The organism is Amycolatopsis sp. NPDC033938 (assembly GCF_055575975.1).
The window spans coordinates 231,881-248,337 of the sequence record NZ_JBVIRO010000005.1 but is presented as its reverse complement, the minus strand read 5'-3'; the positions used below and the strand labels follow the sequence as shown (position 1 = coordinate 248,337).

The window sequence follows — 16,457 nt, the reverse complement described above, 5'->3', positions numbered from 1 at the left end:
TTCAGCCCCGGCCCTTGTTACCTTTTTCGCGCCGTGGTCGTCATGTCCATGACGGATCAGGCGCGAGAAAGGTAACGACATGACCGGCGAGGCCCTGGCCAGCGCGTTCGAGGAGCAGCGCGGCCGTCTGGTGGCGGTGGCCCAGCGGATGCTCGGCTCCCGCGCGGACGCCGAAGACGCCGTCCAGGAGGCCTGGCTGCGGCTGGCCCGTCAGGACGCCGAGACGATCGACAACCTCTCCGGCTGGCTGACCACGGTCGTCGGCCGTGTCTGCATCGACGTCCTCCGCTCCCGCAAGACCCGCCCCGAGGATTCCTACGACGAGCCGCCCGAGCTGCTGGTGCTCGAGGACACACCCGAAGAGGACGCGATGCTCGCCGACTCGGTCGGGGTGGCGTTGCTCGTGGTGCTCGACACCCTCGGCCCCGCCGAGCGGCTGGCGTTCGTACTGCACGACCTGTTCGCGGTCCCGTTCGCCGAGGTCGGCGAGATCCTCGGCAAATCGGCGGACGCGGCCAAGATGCTCGCCAGCCGTGCCCGCCGGAAGGTGCAGGGACGGCGTCCGGCCGACGAGCCGCGGCAACGCGCCGTCGTCGACGCCTTCCTCGCCGCCGCGCGCGAAGGGGACTTCGAGGGACTGATCGAGCTGCTCGACCCCGACGTGACCTGGCGTTCGCAGACCCGGCACGGCGAGGTCGTGCGACTGGGGGCGGCCGAGGTGGCCACGCGCGTCCAGCGCGGGGCGCGCGCCGCCGTCACCACGCGTGCCGCGGTGGTCAACGGCAAGCCGGGGATCGTGTCGTGGAGCAAGACCGGCAAGGTGCTGGGCGTGATGAGCTGCACCGTCGTCGACGGCCGCATCGTCGGCATCGACTCCGTGAGTGATCCACGTCGCCTCGCCGCCATGGGTGTTACCTCTCTCGAGGCCCCCTCGTCGAAGTAAGTGAACACCGACGAGAGAAGGAGAAATCCCATGCAGGCAAGGCTCGAAGTCTTCAAGACCGCTCTCGCGCCGAAGCTCGTGAAGCATCTCGTGGCGGCGGGAAGGACCCTCGAAGGCAGCGAACTCCCCGCCACGACAAGGGAACTGGTGAACATCCGGGCCAGCCAGATCAACGGATGCGCCGGCTGCCTGGACATGCACACCAAGGACGCCGCGGCGGCGGGGGAGACCACCGTCCGGCTGAACCTGATCGCGTGCTGGCGTGAAGCGACGGTCTTCACCGAGGCCGAGCGCGCCGCGCTGGAACTCACCGAGGCGGGCTGCCGCATCGCCGACAGCGCCGGTGTCAGCGACGAGGTGTGGGAGGCCGCCGCCAAGCACTACGACGACGAACAGCTCCTGGCGCTGACGATGCAGATCGCGCTCATCAACGCCTTCAACCGGCTGAACGTCATCACCCGGCAGCCGGCGGGCGACTACACGCCGGGCCAGTTCGCGGGGCATTGATGGACACCGCACTGTGGATCGTCGCCGGGCTGCTGGCCGTCATGTATCTCGTGTCCGGCGTCGGGAAACTGTTCCTGCGAAGGGAAACGGTCGCCGGAGTGGCCTCCGGTGCGAGCTGGGTGCTGGATTTCGGCCCCGGGACGGTGAAGTTCATCGGGACGGTCGAGATCCTGGGCGCGGTCGGCCTGATCCTGCCCGCCCTGCTCGACATCGCGCCGGAACTGGTGCCGCTGGCGGCCCTCGGGCTGGCGCTGGTCATGGCTGGGGCGCTCGTCCTACGGGTGCGCCGTCGCGAGCCGCTACTGGCGCTGGTGGACCTCGCTTACCTCGCGCTGTGCGCTTTCGTCGCCATCGGCCGTGCCTGACAGCGCGTGAAGGCCCCCTTCCCTCGGCTCAGCAGAGGGAAGGGGGCCTTCACGCGCGATCAGCTCAGGAGCGCTGCTTCGAGCGTCCGAGGAGGCGACGGCGGGCGTGGCCGTTGGTGCGTTCCTCGTGGAGTTCCTTCAGCGACAACATCATCGCGTCTTCCTGCTTCATCAGCGGGTCGTTGCGCAGATCCTTCCAGACCGACACGCACAGCCCGACCATCACGAACACGAACGGCACCGCGATCAGGATGGTCAGATTCTGCAGGCCGGTCAGCGCCTTGTCCCCGCCGACCAGCAGCATCACCGCCGCGACGGCACCCATCAGCACACCCCAGAAGATGACGACGTTCTTCTTCGGATGCACGCTGCCGCGCTGGGACAAGGTGCCCATCACCACCGACGCCGCGTCCGCACCGGAGACGAAGAAGATGGACACCAGGATCATCACCAGAATCGCGATCGGGATGAACCACGGCAATGTCTCGAGTAGTTCGAACGTCGCCGACTGGGCGCTGCCCGCGCCCGCGATGTCCGTACCGGCCCGCTGCCTGCTGATCGCCGCGCCGCCGAAGATCGCGAACCAGATCAGGCTCACCACGCTCGGGATCGCGATGACGCCGAAGATGAACTGGCGGATGGTGCGGCCGCGGGAGATCCGCGCGATGAACATGCCGACGAAGGGCGTCCACGAGATCCACCACGCCCAGTAGAAGACCGTCCAGCCACCGAGCCAGGTCTGCATCTCGTTGCCGCCGGTCATCCCGGTCCGGCCGGACATCTCCGCCAGTTCGCGGAAGTAGTCGCCGATCGCGCCGGGCACGATGTTGAGGATCAGCACGGTCGGCCCGACCACCAGCACGAACACCGCGAGCACCGCGGCGAGCACCATGTTGATGTTGGATAGCCACTGGATCCCCTTGGCCACCCCGGACACCGCCGAGGCGATGAACGCGATGGTGAGGATCGCGATGATCGCGACCAGCAGACCCTTGCCCGGGTCGTCGATCCAGCCGACGGCACCCATCCCGCCGCCGACCTGGAGTGCGCCGAGACCGAGGGAGGCGGCCGAACCGAACAGCGTGGCGAAGATCGCCATGATGTCGATCGCCTTGCCCAGCGGGCCTTCGGTGCGCCGCTTGCCGATCAGCGGGGCGAACACCGAACTGATCAGCTGGGTGCGGCCCTTCCGGAAGGTGCTGTAGGCGATCGCGAGACCGACGACGGCGTAGATCGCCCACGGGTGGACGGTCCAGTGGAACAGCGTCGTGGCCATCGCGGTGTGGACGGCTTCGTCGGAATTCGGGGCCGCGGTGCCCGGTGGCGGGCTCGCGAGGTGGGAGACCGGCTCGTACACGCCGAAGAACATCAGGCCGATGCCCATACCGGCGCTGAACATCATCGCGATCCACGACGACGTCCGGAATTCGGGAAGTTCCTTGTCCCCGCCGAGGGGGATCCGGCCGTAGCGGCTTATGGCCAGACAGACCGCGAAGAGCACGAAACCGCTCGCGGTGAGGACGAAAGCCCAACCGCCGTAAGGGATCACGGCGTCGTTGAGGAGGGTCGACGCGACTTTCGCGAGGTTCTCCGGCGCGAGCACGCCCCAAAGGATGATCGCGAGCGCGAGGGCCGCCGCCACACCGAAAACGGTGCGGTCGGTCGTGGCGGGTCGGTCGGCGGCGAGATCGAGGGGGACGTGCTCATCGGGCGTATGCCCCGGACCTGTCGTGTCCGGTGCGTGTGCGAGGTCGGTCGCGGTCTCCGCGAGCACCTCTTCTTCCGCTTGTTTACCGTCCTGCGAACTCATATTCAGCCGCGCCGATGACAGCGCGATCTCCTTCCGCCCGAGTTAACCCGTTTGCACCACTGCACCCTAACCAGAAAACTGGTAACCGGCAGAAAATGCGGCAACTGAGGTTTAGACCCGTGATTGTGGCTCCGACCTCGGCGGATGCGGCCTCGCTCCCGGCGGGAAGTGCGGAACGTGTCGCTCGCGACACCGGCGGTCAGTGATCGCGCGGCGGGTCAGCCGATGACGCCCCGCATTTGGTGGCTTTCCCACCGGCTCAGGGGATTCGTGCTTTCGGTGCCGTCACCGCCCGCGACGTGCGGGTATCCCTGCCGCGCGTGGTTGCGCTGCAGGAGGTAGGCGACCAGGGCGATGAGGGCGAGGGTGACGATGATTGCGGTCATGGCAGTAAGTTTGCGCCACCCGACATCCTGCCAAAAGTGGCTGTTCTGTCGTTGTACGTCAAAATCCTGCCAGCTATGCTCGCCGCATGATGCAGAGCGTCGCCGTAGTGCTGTTGAACGACTTCGCCCCGTTCGAGTTCGGTGTCGTCTGCGAGGTGTTCGGCGAAGACCGTTCCGATGACGGAGTGCCACTGCTCGACTTCCGCGTGTGCGGGGAGCGGGCGGGAGAGCAGCTGAGCCTCGGCCATGGCGTCAAGGTGACCCCGGAATTCGGCCTCGAAGCGACCGAAGACGCGGACCTCGTCGTCGTCTCCGCCTGTGCCGTCCGCGACGAGTACCCGGCCGCGGTGCTCGAAGCGCTCCGCGCGGCTTCGGCGCGGGGAGCCACCCTGCTTTCGGTCTGCACCGGCGGGTTCGTGCTGGGTGCCGCGGGCCTGCTCGACGGCAGGCGGTGCACGAACCACTGGCGCCGCAGCGCCGAGTTCCGGAAGCGGTTCCCGCAGGCCCACCTCGACCCGGACGTCCTCTTCGTCGACGACGGCGACATCATCACCAGCGCGGGGACCGCCGCCGGCATCGACGCCTGCCTGCACCTGGTCCGGCGCGAACTGGGGTCGGCCGCGGCCACCGTGATCGCCCGGCGCATGGTGGTGCCGCCGCAGCGCGAGGGCGGACAGCGCCAGTTCGTCGAGATGCCGATCCCGGAATGCACGAGTGACAGCCTCCAGCCGGTGCTCACCTGGATGCTCGACACCATCGATCGTGAACATCCCGTCGCCGATCTCGCGCGCCGCGCCCAGATGTCCGAGCGCACCTTCGCCCGCAAGTTCGTCGCCGAGACGGGCACCACGCCGCACCGATGGCTTTCGGCGCAGCGAGTGTCGCACGCGAGGACGCTGCTGGAGGAGACCACGCTGGCCATCGACGAGATCGCGCGCCGCTGCGGGTTCGGCTCGGGTGCCTTGCTGCGGCACCATTTCCACAAGGTCGTCGGGGTCTCCCCGCAGGACTACCGCCGGACCTTCGCCCCGCAGCGCGTCTAGGTGTCCGGAAAGGACGGTCGCTCAGAGGCTGAACACGGTCAGGTATTCGGCGTCCCGCACCACGTAACCGAACCGGGCACGGAGTTCACGGACGACCGCGCGCATATGCTCGGCGCCGTAGACCACGCCGATCGTCCCCGGTTCGTGGTGCCGCTGCTCGTGCAGCCTCGCCAGCGCGTCCACGAGGAGTTTGTCGCGGCTGCCGCCGATCAGATCGTCGAATTCGGGCATCATCTCGGCGGATTCGGTCCAGGAATCGTCCTCGTCGTCGACGGTCAGGAACCGGGCCAGCATCGCGCGGGTGCCGAAGCCGCGCAGGAACACGCCCAGCGCCGGGGCGAGGAGGGACATCGTCAGCCGGTCACCGAGCGGGACACGACGCCAGCCGTCGGCGAAATCCGGGCCGTCGAGATCCGGGCGGATGGTCGGCGCGGTGAAGGTGTCGGCCTTCAGGTCCTGCACCACCAGGCCGAGGCGCTTGCTCTGCGCCGCGAGGCGGTAGCTCGCGGTCAGCCGGGACGCCGATCTCGCCTCACCGACCCCTTCGGCCACCACCACATCGCACGCGTTCGCCTGCCGCCGCACGGCGTCGAAGTAGGCCTGAGTGCCGAGGTGCACCATGGGGAACAGGCGGAAAGCGAGCGCCGATCCTTTGGCTCGCAGAGTCAGCACCACGGCGCGGACGTCCAGTTCGTTCGCGACGACGATCTCCATTGGCCACCACCTCCCGGTCCCTGGAGAACGCGTGGCGGGACCGGGAGGTTGCCTACTCTTTCGGCGCCTTGGTGAAGAGTCCGAGTGACTGGGCGAAGGTCGCCCCGCCGACCATCAAGGCGATCGGCAGGGTCTTGACCCAGAAGGCGCCCGCGTCGAGCGAGACCAGCAGGGCGATCAGCCCGCCCGCCAGTGCGGCCAGCACGAGCATCCCCAACGCGACGCGAGGCTTCGAGATCATGTGTCCTCCAAAAAGCAGATCCGGAGGAGCAAGCCTGGCGGCGGTCCCGACGTGAAAGGAGGTCATTTTTGCCGGGAGTCCTCCTGCCCGGTCAGCGGCACCGCGAACTCCCGTCGACCGAGGTCCACGACGGGTACGGCGCGACCTTGGCGACGTTCAGCTTCACGCACTTTCCCTTGCCTTTGGCGACCTTGGCGGTCACGACGACGACCGCGAAAGCCGCCGCGCACGCACCGTTGCCCGGCGTGGGAATCGCGCCGCACAGTCCTGCCGCGGCGAGCCCGTCCCTGGCGATGGTGTTCGTCGCCTTCTTGCTGAAGACGTAGCTGCAAGTGGCGATCCCGCAATCGAAGTCCCCGGTCGCCGCCGTCTCGGCGGCGTTCGCCGGTGCGGCCGGTGCCAATACGGCGGCGCCGACGGCGAGGGCGGAAAGCAGTCCGATCTTCCTGGTGGTGTTCATGTCGACCGTCCTTTGTGGTCAATTGGTGGGACGTGATCGACGCTAGGAACGGCCGCTTGGCAGCCGCTAAGGATCTTGAAAGCGGGGCTGGTTTTGTCCTTCGGACAGGTGATCATCGCTGGTTTTGTTCATTCGTCCGGGTGATCGGGTGTTGACGACGCGGCTGACCGTTGCGGTTGCGGCCGGGTGCGGATCACGCTGGTGGACGGAGCGGCTCGGAGCCGATGTGTTGGTCGGGTGCCGACGGGATGTGCTCGCCGGACTGTGGACGAAGTTCTGCGGGTGGCTCACCGGCCTGGCGCGGGCGCACTGGCTCGCGGTGCGGGACGTCGAGGTGGTCGTGTTGGAACGAGCCTCGGGGCCGAGGGAACAGGGCTACCTGGTCGACTTCTTCGGTCCGGGATGCCGGGGAGCCGGGTGGCCGTCGGCGGGCGGCGATCGACCACGTCCAGTTCGCCGATTCGGTGCGGGGTCGCGGAAGTGGAGGACCTCGGCGGCCGAGTACGGATCACACTGCCGGACGGTGAGCGGCTCGAAGCTGATCTGCTGGTCGGGGCCGATGGGATCTATTCGACCCTACGGGCGGCTGGTCTTCGGCGAGGAGGAACGGTTCCTGCGCTACCTCGGGTCTCGCACGGCGGAGTTGCGGAGGTGGGGACGCAGATGGGTTTCTGTGGTCTCTGCGACGGCGAAATCGCGGCTTTCGCCGTGCACCCGCGCGACAGATCCGGCCCTGCCTGGTGACGCGCGAGAGGCCTTACGCATGACGTACGGCTCGCTCGGCTGGGCGGTGCCGAAAGTTCCCGAACGCTACCCTTTTTCCGGGGAGGTCGCGCAGGGCACGAGCAGGTACCTAAGAGTGGGTTCGCTCTGACCCGAATCGCCACTCGCGACCCGCGTAGGTGCAGGGAAGGGCTGAAGGCATGGTCCTGCCCCTGCCCTGTCGGTCGGTCTATGTCCTGAGGTGCATGGTGTTGCGCCTCGATTCGCCTGTCGGGTCAAGGTAGGCAGGCGGGGTGAACTCCGGCAGCCCATCTTGGGCGATCTGGACTTTCCATTCGCTGTGGTGGATCAACCGGTGGTGCTTCGTGCACAGCAGCACGAGATTGTCGATCTTCGTTTCGCCGTGGTGCCGCCAGAAAACGATGTGGTGCGCGGTGCAGCGGGGTACCGGCATGTCGCAGCCGGGGAAGGCGCAGCCGCCGTCGCGGAGGGTCAGTGCGTACTTTTGGGCCAGTGACACGGTCCGTTTGGATCGGCCGATGTCGAGTGGTTCGCCCGTGGTGCCGAGGACGCCGGGCCGGACGCGGGCATCACAGGCCAGGATCCGGGCGTCGGTGGCGCTGATCGGCCCGACCAGATCCAGATGCGCCTCACCAAGGTCGTTGATCAGGTCCTCATACGACATGGTCACGAGAATGTGGGTGGCCTCGCCCGCCTGGCCGGGGAGGTTCCGGCTGGTGGTCTTGAGACGCACGTAGTCGGTGAACGCGTCGCCGTAGCGTTCGTCCTGGGTGCGGGAGTCCCGGACCCCGTCGATGGCTTTGTGGGGTTTGGCCATCGGATCCAGGTCGGACTTCAACCGCGCATACGTTTCCAGATCCAGCCGGGCCTTGAGGCCGAGGGTGCCGTCTCGGTGTTTGACGAACCGTAACTCCGGCCGCGTGTCTGTCGGATCCTCACTCCGGGGCTCTTTCCCGTCGGGATCGAGTGTGTCGAGCAGGCGTCGTCCGGCGCGGGCGATCTGCCGCGGCCCCGCGTGGCGAGCCAAGTCGACGAGGATTTTCTCCCCGCCCCGAATCGCCTCCTCCGGGACGGTGGAGGGGATGCGGGCGAGGGTGCGGATGATCGCGTCGATCTGCGCACCCCCGACCGCGCCCTCCGTCGCGGCCTCCGCGGTCAACGGCGCCAGCGGCGGCTCAGGGTCTCCACCGATAGACGGCCCCGGATGCAACGCCAGAACCCGATCGGCACGGGCCCCGGCTTCCGCGTCCGTCACCTGGAAGTCCTCGAAAATCATCGCCGCCAACGTGGAATGGCCGGAACAGCCACGGATACCGCGGGAATTGATTTCCGCGAGGATCGCGTACTGCTCCGCCTCCAACTGACGTTTCAACACCTCGATTTCCTGTTTGCGGGCGTGCAGCGTCGCAGTATCGGCGCGCCACCACTCGGAGCGCACCACCTGAGGACTGTTTTCGCTGGCCACGACCCCAACAATACCCCCACTCGAACACCTGTGCTATCGCATATTCAGACTACTGCGGCACCAAAACTACGCAGAGCACCAAACTTACAAAACGCGTAGGCGCCTTCGCCGCGAAGCCCCCGAAGCCCCCGAAGCCCTCGAAACGCATGCCGAGACGGCCGTGAGTGGTGACAACGGTTTCAACCGTCATCACCACTCACGAGACTGAAGCCCCAAGAAACCTAAGGGATCTGCAATTCGTTCGAAAGCGCCACATCCAGCGAGAGATCCAGCTGCCGGTCCATGAAGCCGAAGACGGTGTCGATCATCCCCGCCACGACGTCCCGCTGCTCCGGCGTCACCGGCTGCCCCAGGAACTCCGGGGCGGCCACGGAAGAACGTCCGGACAGGTAGTCCAGCCGCAGCGATCCGGCGGCTTCCACCTCCGCGGCCAGAATCGCCGTTCCCTCGAGGAAAACGTCTGTCGCGGCCGCTAGTGTCTTGGTCAGCCACAGCCGCGACATCGGGTCGGGATGCCCGGTGGCCAGCTGCGTCAGCACGACCCGGTGGTGCCGGTGGACGTCCATCGTCCGGCTCAGGTAGTAGAACTCCAGGGTGTCGCCGGCGTTCCAGCCGAGGAGTTCGTCCAGATCGAGTGTCTTCCAGTCGTGGACGAACAGCTCGGCGCGAGCGGTCAGCCCGGCGACCCAGTCGTTCACGGCGTGTTCCAGGTCGGACGTCGGTGCCGCGTAACGGAAAGCGTTGCGGCCGAGATCCGCGTAACCCATCACGTCCATCGCCCACAGTGGCAGAAACCGTTGCAGCGCCTTGATCGCGGGTACGCGGTCGCCTCGGTGGCGGAGCCAGGTGTAGAACGGATGCGTGGCGTGCCGGGCCTGGCGGTCCCGCAGGAGCTCCCGCAAGGGCTCCTGCGTGGGATGCGTGGCGACCGGACCGGTCGAGATGGAAGCGGCGGGCGCGACGGGTTCGAGCGCGCGAGGGCGCGGGAGAGTCCCGGTGACGACGTGCTTCAGCACGTAGCCGTGGATCGCGTCCAGGATCTCGCTGAACACCCCGATCATGACGTCGGCCAGTTCGCGGGCCCGCTCGCGGTGCGCGTCGTCGAGCACGACGGACTCGAAGACGCCCTCGGCGCCCTCGCCTTCGGCTTCGATGTGGTGGGCGCCGAAGTACAGCATGGTCAGGCCGGTGCGCTCGGCGAGTTGCCCCGCGACCGCGGAGATGTGCTTGAAGAACAGCTCCCGTGCGCACAGTTCGCCGACCTCGGCATGCGCGAACCGCAGGAGCGGGTCGCCGCCGTCGGCCGCCGCGATCGAGAGGAAGTACAGGCATTTGTCGCGGATGACCTCGTTGACCTCGGCCTGGAACAGCCACCACAGGGTGTCGGAGGCGTCCCAGCCCAGACGGCGGTCCAGGCCCAGCCGCCGCCAGTCTTCCAGGAACAGCCGCGAGTGCGTCTGGTCCTCGAAGGTGTGGATGTTGATGCCGCGTTCGAGGTCGTTCGCCGCGTTCGGGTAGCGCAGCACCCATTTGTTCACGTCGCGGAACCCCATCGCGACCGTGGCCACCGTCGGCAGGATCATCAGCCGGTCTTTGAGCGGCGTCTCGTCCGAGGCCAGCCAGTCGAACAGCGGATGGTCGTCGAGTGCGGCGACCTTCCCCTCGACGTAGTTCAGGATGTCCTTCACGCCGCGCTCCTCACCGGATGCCGAACTTGTTCGAAAGGGCGACGTCGAGCGAGATCTCGAGCTGCTCGTCGGCCGCGTCGAACACGGTCTCGATCATTTCGGCGGCGATCTCGCGGCCCGCCGCGTCCATCGGCCGGTCCTTGAATTCGAGCGCAAGCGGGGAGACCGAGGGCTGGTGGGCGATCTCGTGACGGTCGCCGAGATAGTCGAGCCGGAGGTCGGTGTTCGCCTCGACCTCGTCGGCCAGTGCCTTGGTGTGCCGGAAGAACGGCTCACCGCTGGTCTCCAGCGCGTGCATGAGCCACAGCCGCGACAGCGGATCCTCGTTGCCTGCGGCCAGTTCGGTGAACCGGACGATGTTGCGCCGGTGCACGTCGGTCTGCGGGTCCAGGTAGCAGAATTCGAGGGTGTCGCTGCTGTTCCAGCCGAGGATCTCGTCCAGTCCCAGCTGCTTCCAGTCGTCGAGGAAGAGCGTGTTGTGCGTGGAGAGATCGTCGACCCACGCGTTCACCGTGCGGTGCAGATCGGACGACGGCTCGGCGTACCGGATCGCGTAGCGGTTGAGGTCGCGGTAGCCCATGACGTCCATGGCCCACATGGGAATGAACCGCCGCAGTGCCTGCAGGGCGGTGATCCGGTCGCCCCGGTTCTCCAGCCAGGAATAGAACGGATGCGCCTCACTGCGCTTGCGGCGTTCGGCCAGCAGTTTCTGCAAGGGCTCCTGGCTGGCGTGCACGGCACCGCCGGTGCCCGGCCGCAGCCCCGGCAAGCCCGCGGCGGCGCGATTGATCATCGGCCGGAGATCGGGTCGCGGAGCGATTCCGGACGAAATGTACTTTTCCGCGTAGATCATCCACATGTCGAGCTGGTCGGAGAAGATCTCGTAAATCGTGTCGGCGAGTTTCAGTGCCCGCGCGAGCCGTCCGTCGTCCAGTTTCTGCTCGACGAAAAGGTCTTCGCAGTCCATATGGCCGGATTCGAGCGCCAGATGGAACGGGCCCATGTACGGTAGCTCGATTCCGGTGCGCTCGGTGAAACCGATGGCGATCTTCGACGCGTGCTTGAAGAACACCGATCCCAGTGCTTCCATCATTTCCGACTGGGCGAACCGCAGGAGCGGATCCTTGGTGTCGGCGATGGCCATCGACAAGAAGTACACGCCGTGGCCGCGGGCGACCTCGTTCGCTTCGGACAGGAACAGCCACCACAACGTGTCGCTGGCCGTCCAGTCGAGCCTTTCGTTCAACCCCAGCAGTTTCCAGTCCTCGAGGAACAGTCGCGAGTGGGTCTGATCCTCGAAGGAGTGAATGTTGATGCCGCGTTCCAGCTCGTTCGCCGCCTCCGGGTACCGGAAGACCCACTTGTTCACGTCCCGGAATCCCATCGAGAACGTCGCCATGGCCGGCATGATCAGCAACGGATCCGGAACCGGCGTTTCGGTCGAGTTCATCCATTCGAACAATGGGTGCCGATCGAGATCTTCCTGACGTTTCGCCACCAGTTTCAGGACGTTCTCCACAAGACCACCTCATCTCCCCCCGCCAGATGCAGGGCTTGCCTGACTTGGGGGCAATTCTGCTGGTGGCGCCGACGACGCCGCATCTTCGCGGGTGCGAGTGTTTCGAGCGCATCCCCCGCACACACGAGGGTGACCGCCGCGAGCGGGCCCGATTAATGTCCGGGACCATGCATCCACGCTACCGGCATGCCGCTGCCATCTATGACAAGGCATTTCCGTTCTTCTCTTTCGGTGCCGGGCCGAAGATCCACGAGATCGTCGCGCGTACGGTCGAGGTCCCGGACGGTGGCACGGTGGTGGACGTCGGTTGCGGGACCGGGCTGATGCTTTCGATGCTGCGTGAGCGCGTCGGGCCGTCGGGCCGGGTCATCGGGATCGACATGACGGAGCCCATGCTGGACCGGGCGCGGCAGCGGGTTTCCCACGGTGACTGGAAGAACGTCGAACTGCGGTGCGCGGACATGACCGGATTCGACCCGGGCGCCGAGGCCGACGCCGCGGTCTTCGTGCTCAGCCTCAGCGCCGCCGAGCCCGCCGAGGTCTTCCACCACACGCTCGGCTATCTGCGGCCCGGTGGCAGCGTCGTGATCGCCGACGGCATTCCGGCGCGAGGTCGCTGGTACCACCCGGCGATCAACGCCTACGCGCGCTTCCGCGCGCCGCTCGTCGGCTCGGATCTCGGGCGGGCGAGGGAGATCGAGCGGCTGGCGCACGAACACCTCGAAGACGTCCGCACCTCGGTCATCTGGGCGGGTCTGTACACGATCATCAGCGGCCGCGTGCCGAACAAAGGGGGATAAGCGTGTCCGTACAACCGAAGGAACTGTTCGGCCCCGAGTTCATCCGTGATCCCTATCCGACCTACGCCTGGCTCCGCGAGCACGATCCGGTGCACCGGTTCCTGTTGCCGCAGGGGATGCCGGCGTGGCTGGTCTCGCGGCACGACGACGTCCGCGCGTGGCTGGCGGATCCGCGGCTGGCCAAGGATCTGGAGCGCTTCCTGCCGCCGGAGGCCCTGCCCGGCGAGTATGTGCGTGACGTGCTCACGAAGAACATGCTCGCCAGCGATCCGCCCCGGCATACCCGGTTGCGGCGGCTCGCGTCGAAGGCGTTCACCGCGCGGCGGGTCCAGTCGCTGCGGCCGCACATCACGCAGCTGGCCGACGAATTGCTGGACCGGATGGGCGACGAGGGCACCACGGATCTGATCGACACACTCGGCCTGCTGCCGATCACGGTGATCTACGAACTGCTCGGTGTGCCCCAACGTGACTGGGAGGCTTTCCGGGCGTGGTCGGTCCTCGGTTCCGACGAGCAGTCGACCGGCAGCGAGGATTTCGAGACCTCGACCAAGTCGCTGAAGGAGTACACCCAGGCCCTGATCGCGGACAAGCGCGTGACCCCTGGCGAGGACCTGCTGTCCGACCTCATCGTGGCCCGCGACGAAGGGGACGCGCTCTCCGACGACGAACTGGTCGCGATGGTGTTCCTGCTGCTGCTCGGCGGCCAGGAGACGAGCATCAGCCTCATCGGCGCCACCGTCTACCACCTGCTGGGTCATCCCGACCAGCTCGCGTTGCTGCGCGCGGAGCCGGAGCGGCTGCCGTCGGCGATCGAAGAGGTCCTGCGCTTCGACGGCCCGGCGATGAACGCGAGTATGCGGTTCGCCGTCGAGGACATCGAGATCGGCGGCGTGCCGATCCCCGCGGGCGGCATCGTGTTCCTCGGGCTCGGCTCCGCGGGGCACGATTCGGCGCATGTCCCGGACGGCGACAGCTTCGACATCCGCCGCACCGTGTCCAAACACCTCGCTTTCGGACACGGGGTGCACACCTGCATCGGGTCGGCGCTGGCCCGGCTCGAAGGCGAGATCGCGATCGGCAGGCTGCTGGACCGCTACGCCGAACTGAGCCTGGCCGTGCCCCCGGACGAGCTGAGATGGCGTCCCGGCATGCATTTCCGCGGTCCGGCCGAACTGCCGGTCAGTTACCGGGTGGAGCCGAGGTGATGCCGGAGATCGCGGTCGCCCCGGAGCGTCCCCGCGGCGATCGGCTCGATGCCGACATGTCGACAGTGCTCGACTGGTTGCGTGACTACGTGAGCGCGCCGTCGGCGCAGATCGGCAGGCCAGGACCGGTCTGCCCGTTCGTGCCCGGCGCGTTGAAAGCCGGTGCGATCCGGATCAGTTTCCACTACGGCGTCGACGCGTGCGACGCCGACGAGCTGCGGAGACTGGTCAGCGCGGAACTGAGCGAGTTCAAACGGCTGACCGAGCCACCGAAGCAGTCGGGGATCTCTCTGGACAGCGTGCTGGTGGTGCTGCCGGACGCAGCCGAGGAGGGGTGGCGGCGGATCGACGAAAGCTATGGCGGGCTCAAGGATCTGGCCGTCAGCGAAGGGCTGATGATCGGCCAGTTCCACCCGGCGTGCGCTGAGCCCGCAGTCCGTAATCCGGCCTTCCGGGTGTCGCGGTCGCCGATCGCGCTCTACGCCATCCGGCACATGGCCCCGCACGACGCGTTGTTCCTGCACGTGGAGCAGGGCTGGTTCCGGAAGTACGCCGCACGGTTCGCCCTGCACGCCAGGCGATCGCGAACAGATCCGCTCGTCGGCGAGCTGTACCGGCGAGCCTGGAACCGTTACGGAGGAGGGAAATGACCGAGAGTGTGCAGCTCAGGCAGCTGGTCTTCGGGCAGCTGCTTTCCCGTGCGGTGTGCACGGCGGCCGAGCTCGGCCTTTCCGACCTGCTCGCCGCCGGACCGTTGTCGGTCTCCGAACTGGCGGAGCGGGCGGGTGCCGATCCGCGGCGGCTCGCGCAGCTGATGCGCGCGCTCACCGCGCATCGGCTCTACACCGTCCGCGCCGACGGCGCGTACGAACTCGCCCCGCTCGGCGCGGCCTTGTGCACCGGCGCGCCCGGATCCGCCCTGCCGACGGCGTTGCTCGCGGCGGGGGAGATCGGCGCCGCGTGGACGGGGATGGCGGAGACCGTGCGCACCGGCGCGCCGTCCTTCGATCGACAGCTGGGAGCGGACTTCTTCACCCACCTCGGCCGTGATCAGCGGCTGCGGGCCCTCTTCGATCGATCGCAGAAGCACGACCAGGAACTCGAGATCGACCGGTTGCTGGCGGCGGTCGATTTCTCGGGGTACCGCCGGATCGTGGACGTCGGTGGCGGTGACGGGGCGCTGCTGGCCCGGTTGCTGAGCGAGCACCCGGGTACCGAAGGGGTGCTGCTGGACAGCCCGAAGGTCGCCGCGACGGCGAGCGCGCGGATGCGGGACGCCGGGCTGGCGCAGCGGTGCACCACCCTCGGCGGCGACTTCTTCGGTGCGGTGCCCGGCGGTGGCGATCTCTACCTGCTGCGCCAGATCCTGCACGACTGGGACGACGAACGCTGTGTCGAACTGTTGCGTACCTGCCGTCGTGCGATGCCGGGGGAAGCGCGGCTGATGATCATCGAGCGGGTGGTCGAGGACGGCGCGACCGGCCAGGACGCACAGTTCGCCGCGCTCATGGATCTGTACATGATGACCGTGCTGGGTGGCGAGGAACGCTCCGGGCGCGAGTTCGGCGACCTGCTCGGCAAGGCGGGGTTCACCGTGCGCGAGGTGCACCGGCTGCCGACGGCGGTCGCGGTCATCGAGGCGGTCGCGACGCCGTCACCAGGTGGGGTGCGCGGACACTCCGCCGTCCACGGTCAGGTTGTGCCCGGTGATCCACGCGGCGAGCGGTGACGAGAGGAACAGGCAGGCGTTCGCGACGTCGTCGGGAGTGCCGAGCCTGCTCAGCGGCGCGGCCTGTGCCCAGCGCCGGACGCCGTCCCGCCAGTCGTCGCCGAGCCCGGGGCGGTCGATGAGGCCGGGGGAGACGGCGTTGACGCGGATACCCCGCGGCCCGTATTCGAGCGCGGCCGCGCGGGCGTGCATGACCAGTGCGGCTTTGGCGCTGCTGTAGTGCGCGTGCCCCGGCGCGGGCTGAGCGGCCTCGATCGAGGCGATGTGGACGACGCTGCCGCCGGTCATCACCTCGGCCGCGGCCTGCGTGCAGGAGAACGCGCTGGTGAGGTTCGTGTCGAGGACGGCGCGCCAGCTTTCGGCGGACATCCCCGGCAGCGGCTCGACCGGCTGCACACCGGCGTTGTTGATCAGCGTGTCCAGCCGTCCGGTCCAGGCGGCGGCCTCGGCCACGAGCCGTCGGCATGCGCCGTCGTCGGACAGGTCGGCGGCGAACGCGGCGGCGGTGCCTCCGGCCGCTTCGATCCGCTCGACGAGCTCGTCCGCCGACGCCTGGTCGCGGTGGTAGTGCACGGCGACGGCACTGCCCGCCTCGGCGAAGCGCAGGGCGATGCCCCGGCCGATGCCGCCACTGGCCCCGGTGACGAGGGTGGTGGTGCCGCTCAGGTCCAGCATCGGATTCCCTTCGGTACCCGCCGCGATTTCGTTTCGCGGACGGCGGTGTTCGTCTGGTGTGCTGCGTCGGCCGGTTTCGCGGCGCACCCTTGGTCGGGCCGGAAGGCGCCCTGGGCGAAGTGCATCCGGACCCCGTGCCCTGCCCTGGGAAGCGGGCTTC

The 16,457-nt window shown here is 67.7% G+C and carries 17 protein-coding genes; 8 read left to right on the top strand and 9 right to left on the bottom strand.

Annotation, left to right across the window (positions count from 1 at the left end):
* Window positions 1-79: 79 nt before the first annotated feature.
* The 3 genes from ACZ5ZX_RS17015 to ACZ5ZX_RS17005 are packed head-to-tail and all read left to right on the top strand — an operon-like array spanning window position 80 to window position 1,815.
* Window positions 80-943: a sigma-70 family RNA polymerase sigma factor gene (locus ACZ5ZX_RS17015; RefSeq protein WP_465502939.1), complete on the top strand. Its 864-nt coding sequence runs from the start codon at window positions 80-82 to the stop codon at window positions 941-943.
* 30 nt (window positions 944-973) lie between these two features.
* Complete coding sequence (locus tag ACZ5ZX_RS17010; protein ID WP_465502938.1) at window positions 974-1,450, top strand: carboxymuconolactone decarboxylase family protein; 477 nt, start codon at window positions 974-976, stop codon at window positions 1,448-1,450.
* Entirely contained in the window at window positions 1,450-1,815 is a 366-nt protein-coding gene (locus tag ACZ5ZX_RS17005; protein WP_465502937.1) for a DoxX family protein, read from the top strand. The genes ACZ5ZX_RS17010 and ACZ5ZX_RS17005 overlap by 1 nt, the downstream gene beginning before the upstream one ends.
* Window positions 1,816-1,879: 64 nt before the next feature.
* Here the strand turns inward: ACZ5ZX_RS17005 and ACZ5ZX_RS17000 are convergent, their stop codons facing one another.
* Both ACZ5ZX_RS17000 and ACZ5ZX_RS16995 read right to left on the bottom strand, forming a co-directional pair.
* Entirely contained in the window at window positions 1,880-3,625 is a 1,746-nt protein-coding gene (locus ACZ5ZX_RS17000; protein ID WP_465502936.1) for a BCCT family transporter, read from the bottom strand.
* A 218-nt stretch (window positions 3,626-3,843) separates the two neighbouring features.
* Window positions 3,844-4,011, bottom strand: a complete 168-nt coding sequence (locus ACZ5ZX_RS16995; protein WP_465502935.1) for a hypothetical protein — start codon at window positions 4,009-4,011, stop codon at window positions 3,844-3,846.
* Window positions 4,012-4,097: 86 nt separating this feature from the next.
* On the opposite strand from ACZ5ZX_RS16995, the gene ACZ5ZX_RS16990 reads away from it, so the two are divergent.
* Window positions 4,098-5,054 (top strand): GlxA family transcriptional regulator, encoded by a 957-nt coding sequence (locus ACZ5ZX_RS16990; RefSeq protein ID WP_465502934.1) that lies wholly within the window; start codon window positions 4,098-4,100, stop codon window positions 5,052-5,054.
* A 21-nt stretch (window positions 5,055-5,075) separates the two neighbouring features.
* Here the strand turns inward: ACZ5ZX_RS16990 and ACZ5ZX_RS16985 are convergent, their stop codons facing one another.
* The 6 genes from ACZ5ZX_RS16985 to ACZ5ZX_RS16960 form a co-directional block, all read right to left on the bottom strand.
* The gene (locus ACZ5ZX_RS16985) at window positions 5,076-5,768 is read right to left on the bottom strand and encodes a hypothetical protein (protein ID WP_465502933.1); all 693 of its coding nucleotides are present in this window, start codon (window positions 5,766-5,768) and stop codon (window positions 5,076-5,078) included.
* A gap of 52 nt (window positions 5,769-5,820) precedes the next feature.
* Window positions 5,821-6,009, bottom strand: coding sequence for a hypothetical protein (locus ACZ5ZX_RS16980; protein ID WP_465502932.1), 189 nt, complete (start codon window positions 6,007-6,009; stop codon window positions 5,821-5,823).
* Window positions 6,010-6,100: 91 nt separating this feature from the next.
* Entirely contained in the window at window positions 6,101-6,469 is a 369-nt protein-coding gene (locus tag ACZ5ZX_RS16975; RefSeq protein WP_465502931.1) for a hypothetical protein, read from the bottom strand.
* Between the two features lie 952 nt (window positions 6,470-7,421).
* A complete protein-coding gene (locus ACZ5ZX_RS16970; RefSeq protein WP_465502930.1) occupies window positions 7,422-8,678 on the bottom strand; it encodes an HNH endonuclease signature motif containing protein in 1,257 nt (418 codons plus the stop codon).
* Between the two features lie 221 nt (window positions 8,679-8,899).
* The gene (locus tag ACZ5ZX_RS16965) at window positions 8,900-10,366 is read right to left on the bottom strand and encodes a hypothetical protein (protein ID WP_465502929.1); all 1,467 of its coding nucleotides are present in this window, start codon (window positions 10,364-10,366) and stop codon (window positions 8,900-8,902) included.
* A gap of 10 nt (window positions 10,367-10,376) precedes the next feature.
* A complete protein-coding gene (locus ACZ5ZX_RS16960; RefSeq protein ID WP_465502928.1) occupies window positions 10,377-11,885 on the bottom strand; it encodes a hypothetical protein in 1,509 nt (502 codons plus the stop codon).
* Window positions 11,886-12,052: 167 nt separating this feature from the next.
* Here ACZ5ZX_RS16960 and ACZ5ZX_RS16955 point away from each other — a divergent pair, with 167 nt between their 5' ends.
* From ACZ5ZX_RS16955 to ACZ5ZX_RS16940, 4 genes are read left to right on the top strand one after another with little or no spacing between them, the layout of a single operon-like run.
* Window positions 12,053-12,685, top strand: a complete 633-nt coding sequence (locus tag ACZ5ZX_RS16955) for a class I SAM-dependent methyltransferase (protein ID WP_465502927.1) — start codon at window positions 12,053-12,055, stop codon at window positions 12,683-12,685.
* Between the two features lie 2 nt (window positions 12,686-12,687).
* Window positions 12,688-13,893: a cytochrome P450 family protein gene (locus ACZ5ZX_RS16950; RefSeq protein WP_465502926.1), complete on the top strand. Its 1,206-nt coding sequence runs from the start codon at window positions 12,688-12,690 to the stop codon at window positions 13,891-13,893.
* Window positions 13,893-14,543, top strand: a complete 651-nt coding sequence (locus ACZ5ZX_RS16945) for a DUF6875 domain-containing protein (RefSeq protein ID WP_465502925.1) — start codon at window positions 13,893-13,895, stop codon at window positions 14,541-14,543. The genes ACZ5ZX_RS16950 and ACZ5ZX_RS16945 overlap by 1 nt, the downstream gene beginning before the upstream one ends.
* The gene (locus ACZ5ZX_RS16940) at window positions 14,540-15,622 is read left to right on the top strand and encodes a methyltransferase (RefSeq protein WP_465502924.1); all 1,083 of its coding nucleotides are present in this window, start codon (window positions 14,540-14,542) and stop codon (window positions 15,620-15,622) included. Before ACZ5ZX_RS16945 ends, ACZ5ZX_RS16940 begins: the two co-directional genes overlap by 4 nt.
* Here the strand turns inward: ACZ5ZX_RS16940 and ACZ5ZX_RS16935 are convergent.
* Window positions 15,548-16,297: an SDR family NAD(P)-dependent oxidoreductase gene (locus ACZ5ZX_RS16935; RefSeq protein WP_465502923.1), complete on the bottom strand. Its 750-nt coding sequence runs from the start codon at window positions 16,295-16,297 to the stop codon at window positions 15,548-15,550. The genes ACZ5ZX_RS16940 and ACZ5ZX_RS16935 overlap by 75 nt on opposite strands.
* Window positions 16,298-16,457: the final 160 nt, after the last annotated feature.

Excerpts from the sequence above, each read along its gene's own strand:
- ACZ5ZX_RS17015 (WP_465502939.1), top strand. The coding sequence starts at position 80 with ATGACCGGCGAGGCCCTGGCCAGCGCGTTCGAGGAGCAGCGCGGCCGT.
- ACZ5ZX_RS17010 (WP_465502938.1), top strand. The coding sequence starts at position 974 with ATGCAGGCAAGGCTCGAAGTCTTCAAGACCGCTCTCGCGCCGAAGCTC.
- ACZ5ZX_RS17005 (WP_465502937.1), top strand. The coding sequence starts at position 1,450 with ATGGACACCGCACTGTGGATCGTCGCCGGGCTGCTGGCCGTCATGTAT.
- ACZ5ZX_RS17000 (WP_465502936.1), bottom strand. The coding sequence starts at position 3,625 with ATGAGTTCGCAGGACGGTAAACAAGCGGAAGAAGAGGTGCTCGCGGAG.
- ACZ5ZX_RS16995 (WP_465502935.1), bottom strand. The coding sequence starts at position 4,011 with ATGACCGCAATCATCGTCACCCTCGCCCTCATCGCCCTGGTCGCCTAC.
- ACZ5ZX_RS16990 (WP_465502934.1), top strand. The coding sequence starts at position 4,098 with ATGATGCAGAGCGTCGCCGTAGTGCTGTTGAACGACTTCGCCCCGTTC.
- ACZ5ZX_RS16985 (WP_465502933.1), bottom strand. The coding sequence starts at position 5,768 with ATGGAGATCGTCGTCGCGAACGAACTGGACGTCCGCGCCGTGGTGCTG.
- ACZ5ZX_RS16980 (WP_465502932.1), bottom strand. The coding sequence starts at position 6,009 with ATGATCTCGAAGCCTCGCGTCGCGTTGGGGATGCTCGTGCTGGCCGCA.
- ACZ5ZX_RS16975 (WP_465502931.1), bottom strand. The coding sequence starts at position 6,469 with ATGAACACCACCAGGAAGATCGGACTGCTTTCCGCCCTCGCCGTCGGC.
- ACZ5ZX_RS16955 (WP_465502927.1), top strand. The coding sequence starts at position 12,053 with ATGCATCCACGCTACCGGCATGCCGCTGCCATCTATGACAAGGCATTT.
- ACZ5ZX_RS16945 (WP_465502925.1), top strand. The coding sequence starts at position 13,893 with ATGCCGGAGATCGCGGTCGCCCCGGAGCGTCCCCGCGGCGATCGGCTC.
- ACZ5ZX_RS16940 (WP_465502924.1), top strand. The coding sequence starts at position 14,540 with ATGACCGAGAGTGTGCAGCTCAGGCAGCTGGTCTTCGGGCAGCTGCTT.
- ACZ5ZX_RS16935 (WP_465502923.1), bottom strand. The coding sequence starts at position 16,297 with ATGCTGGACCTGAGCGGCACCACCACCCTCGTCACCGGGGCCAGTGGC.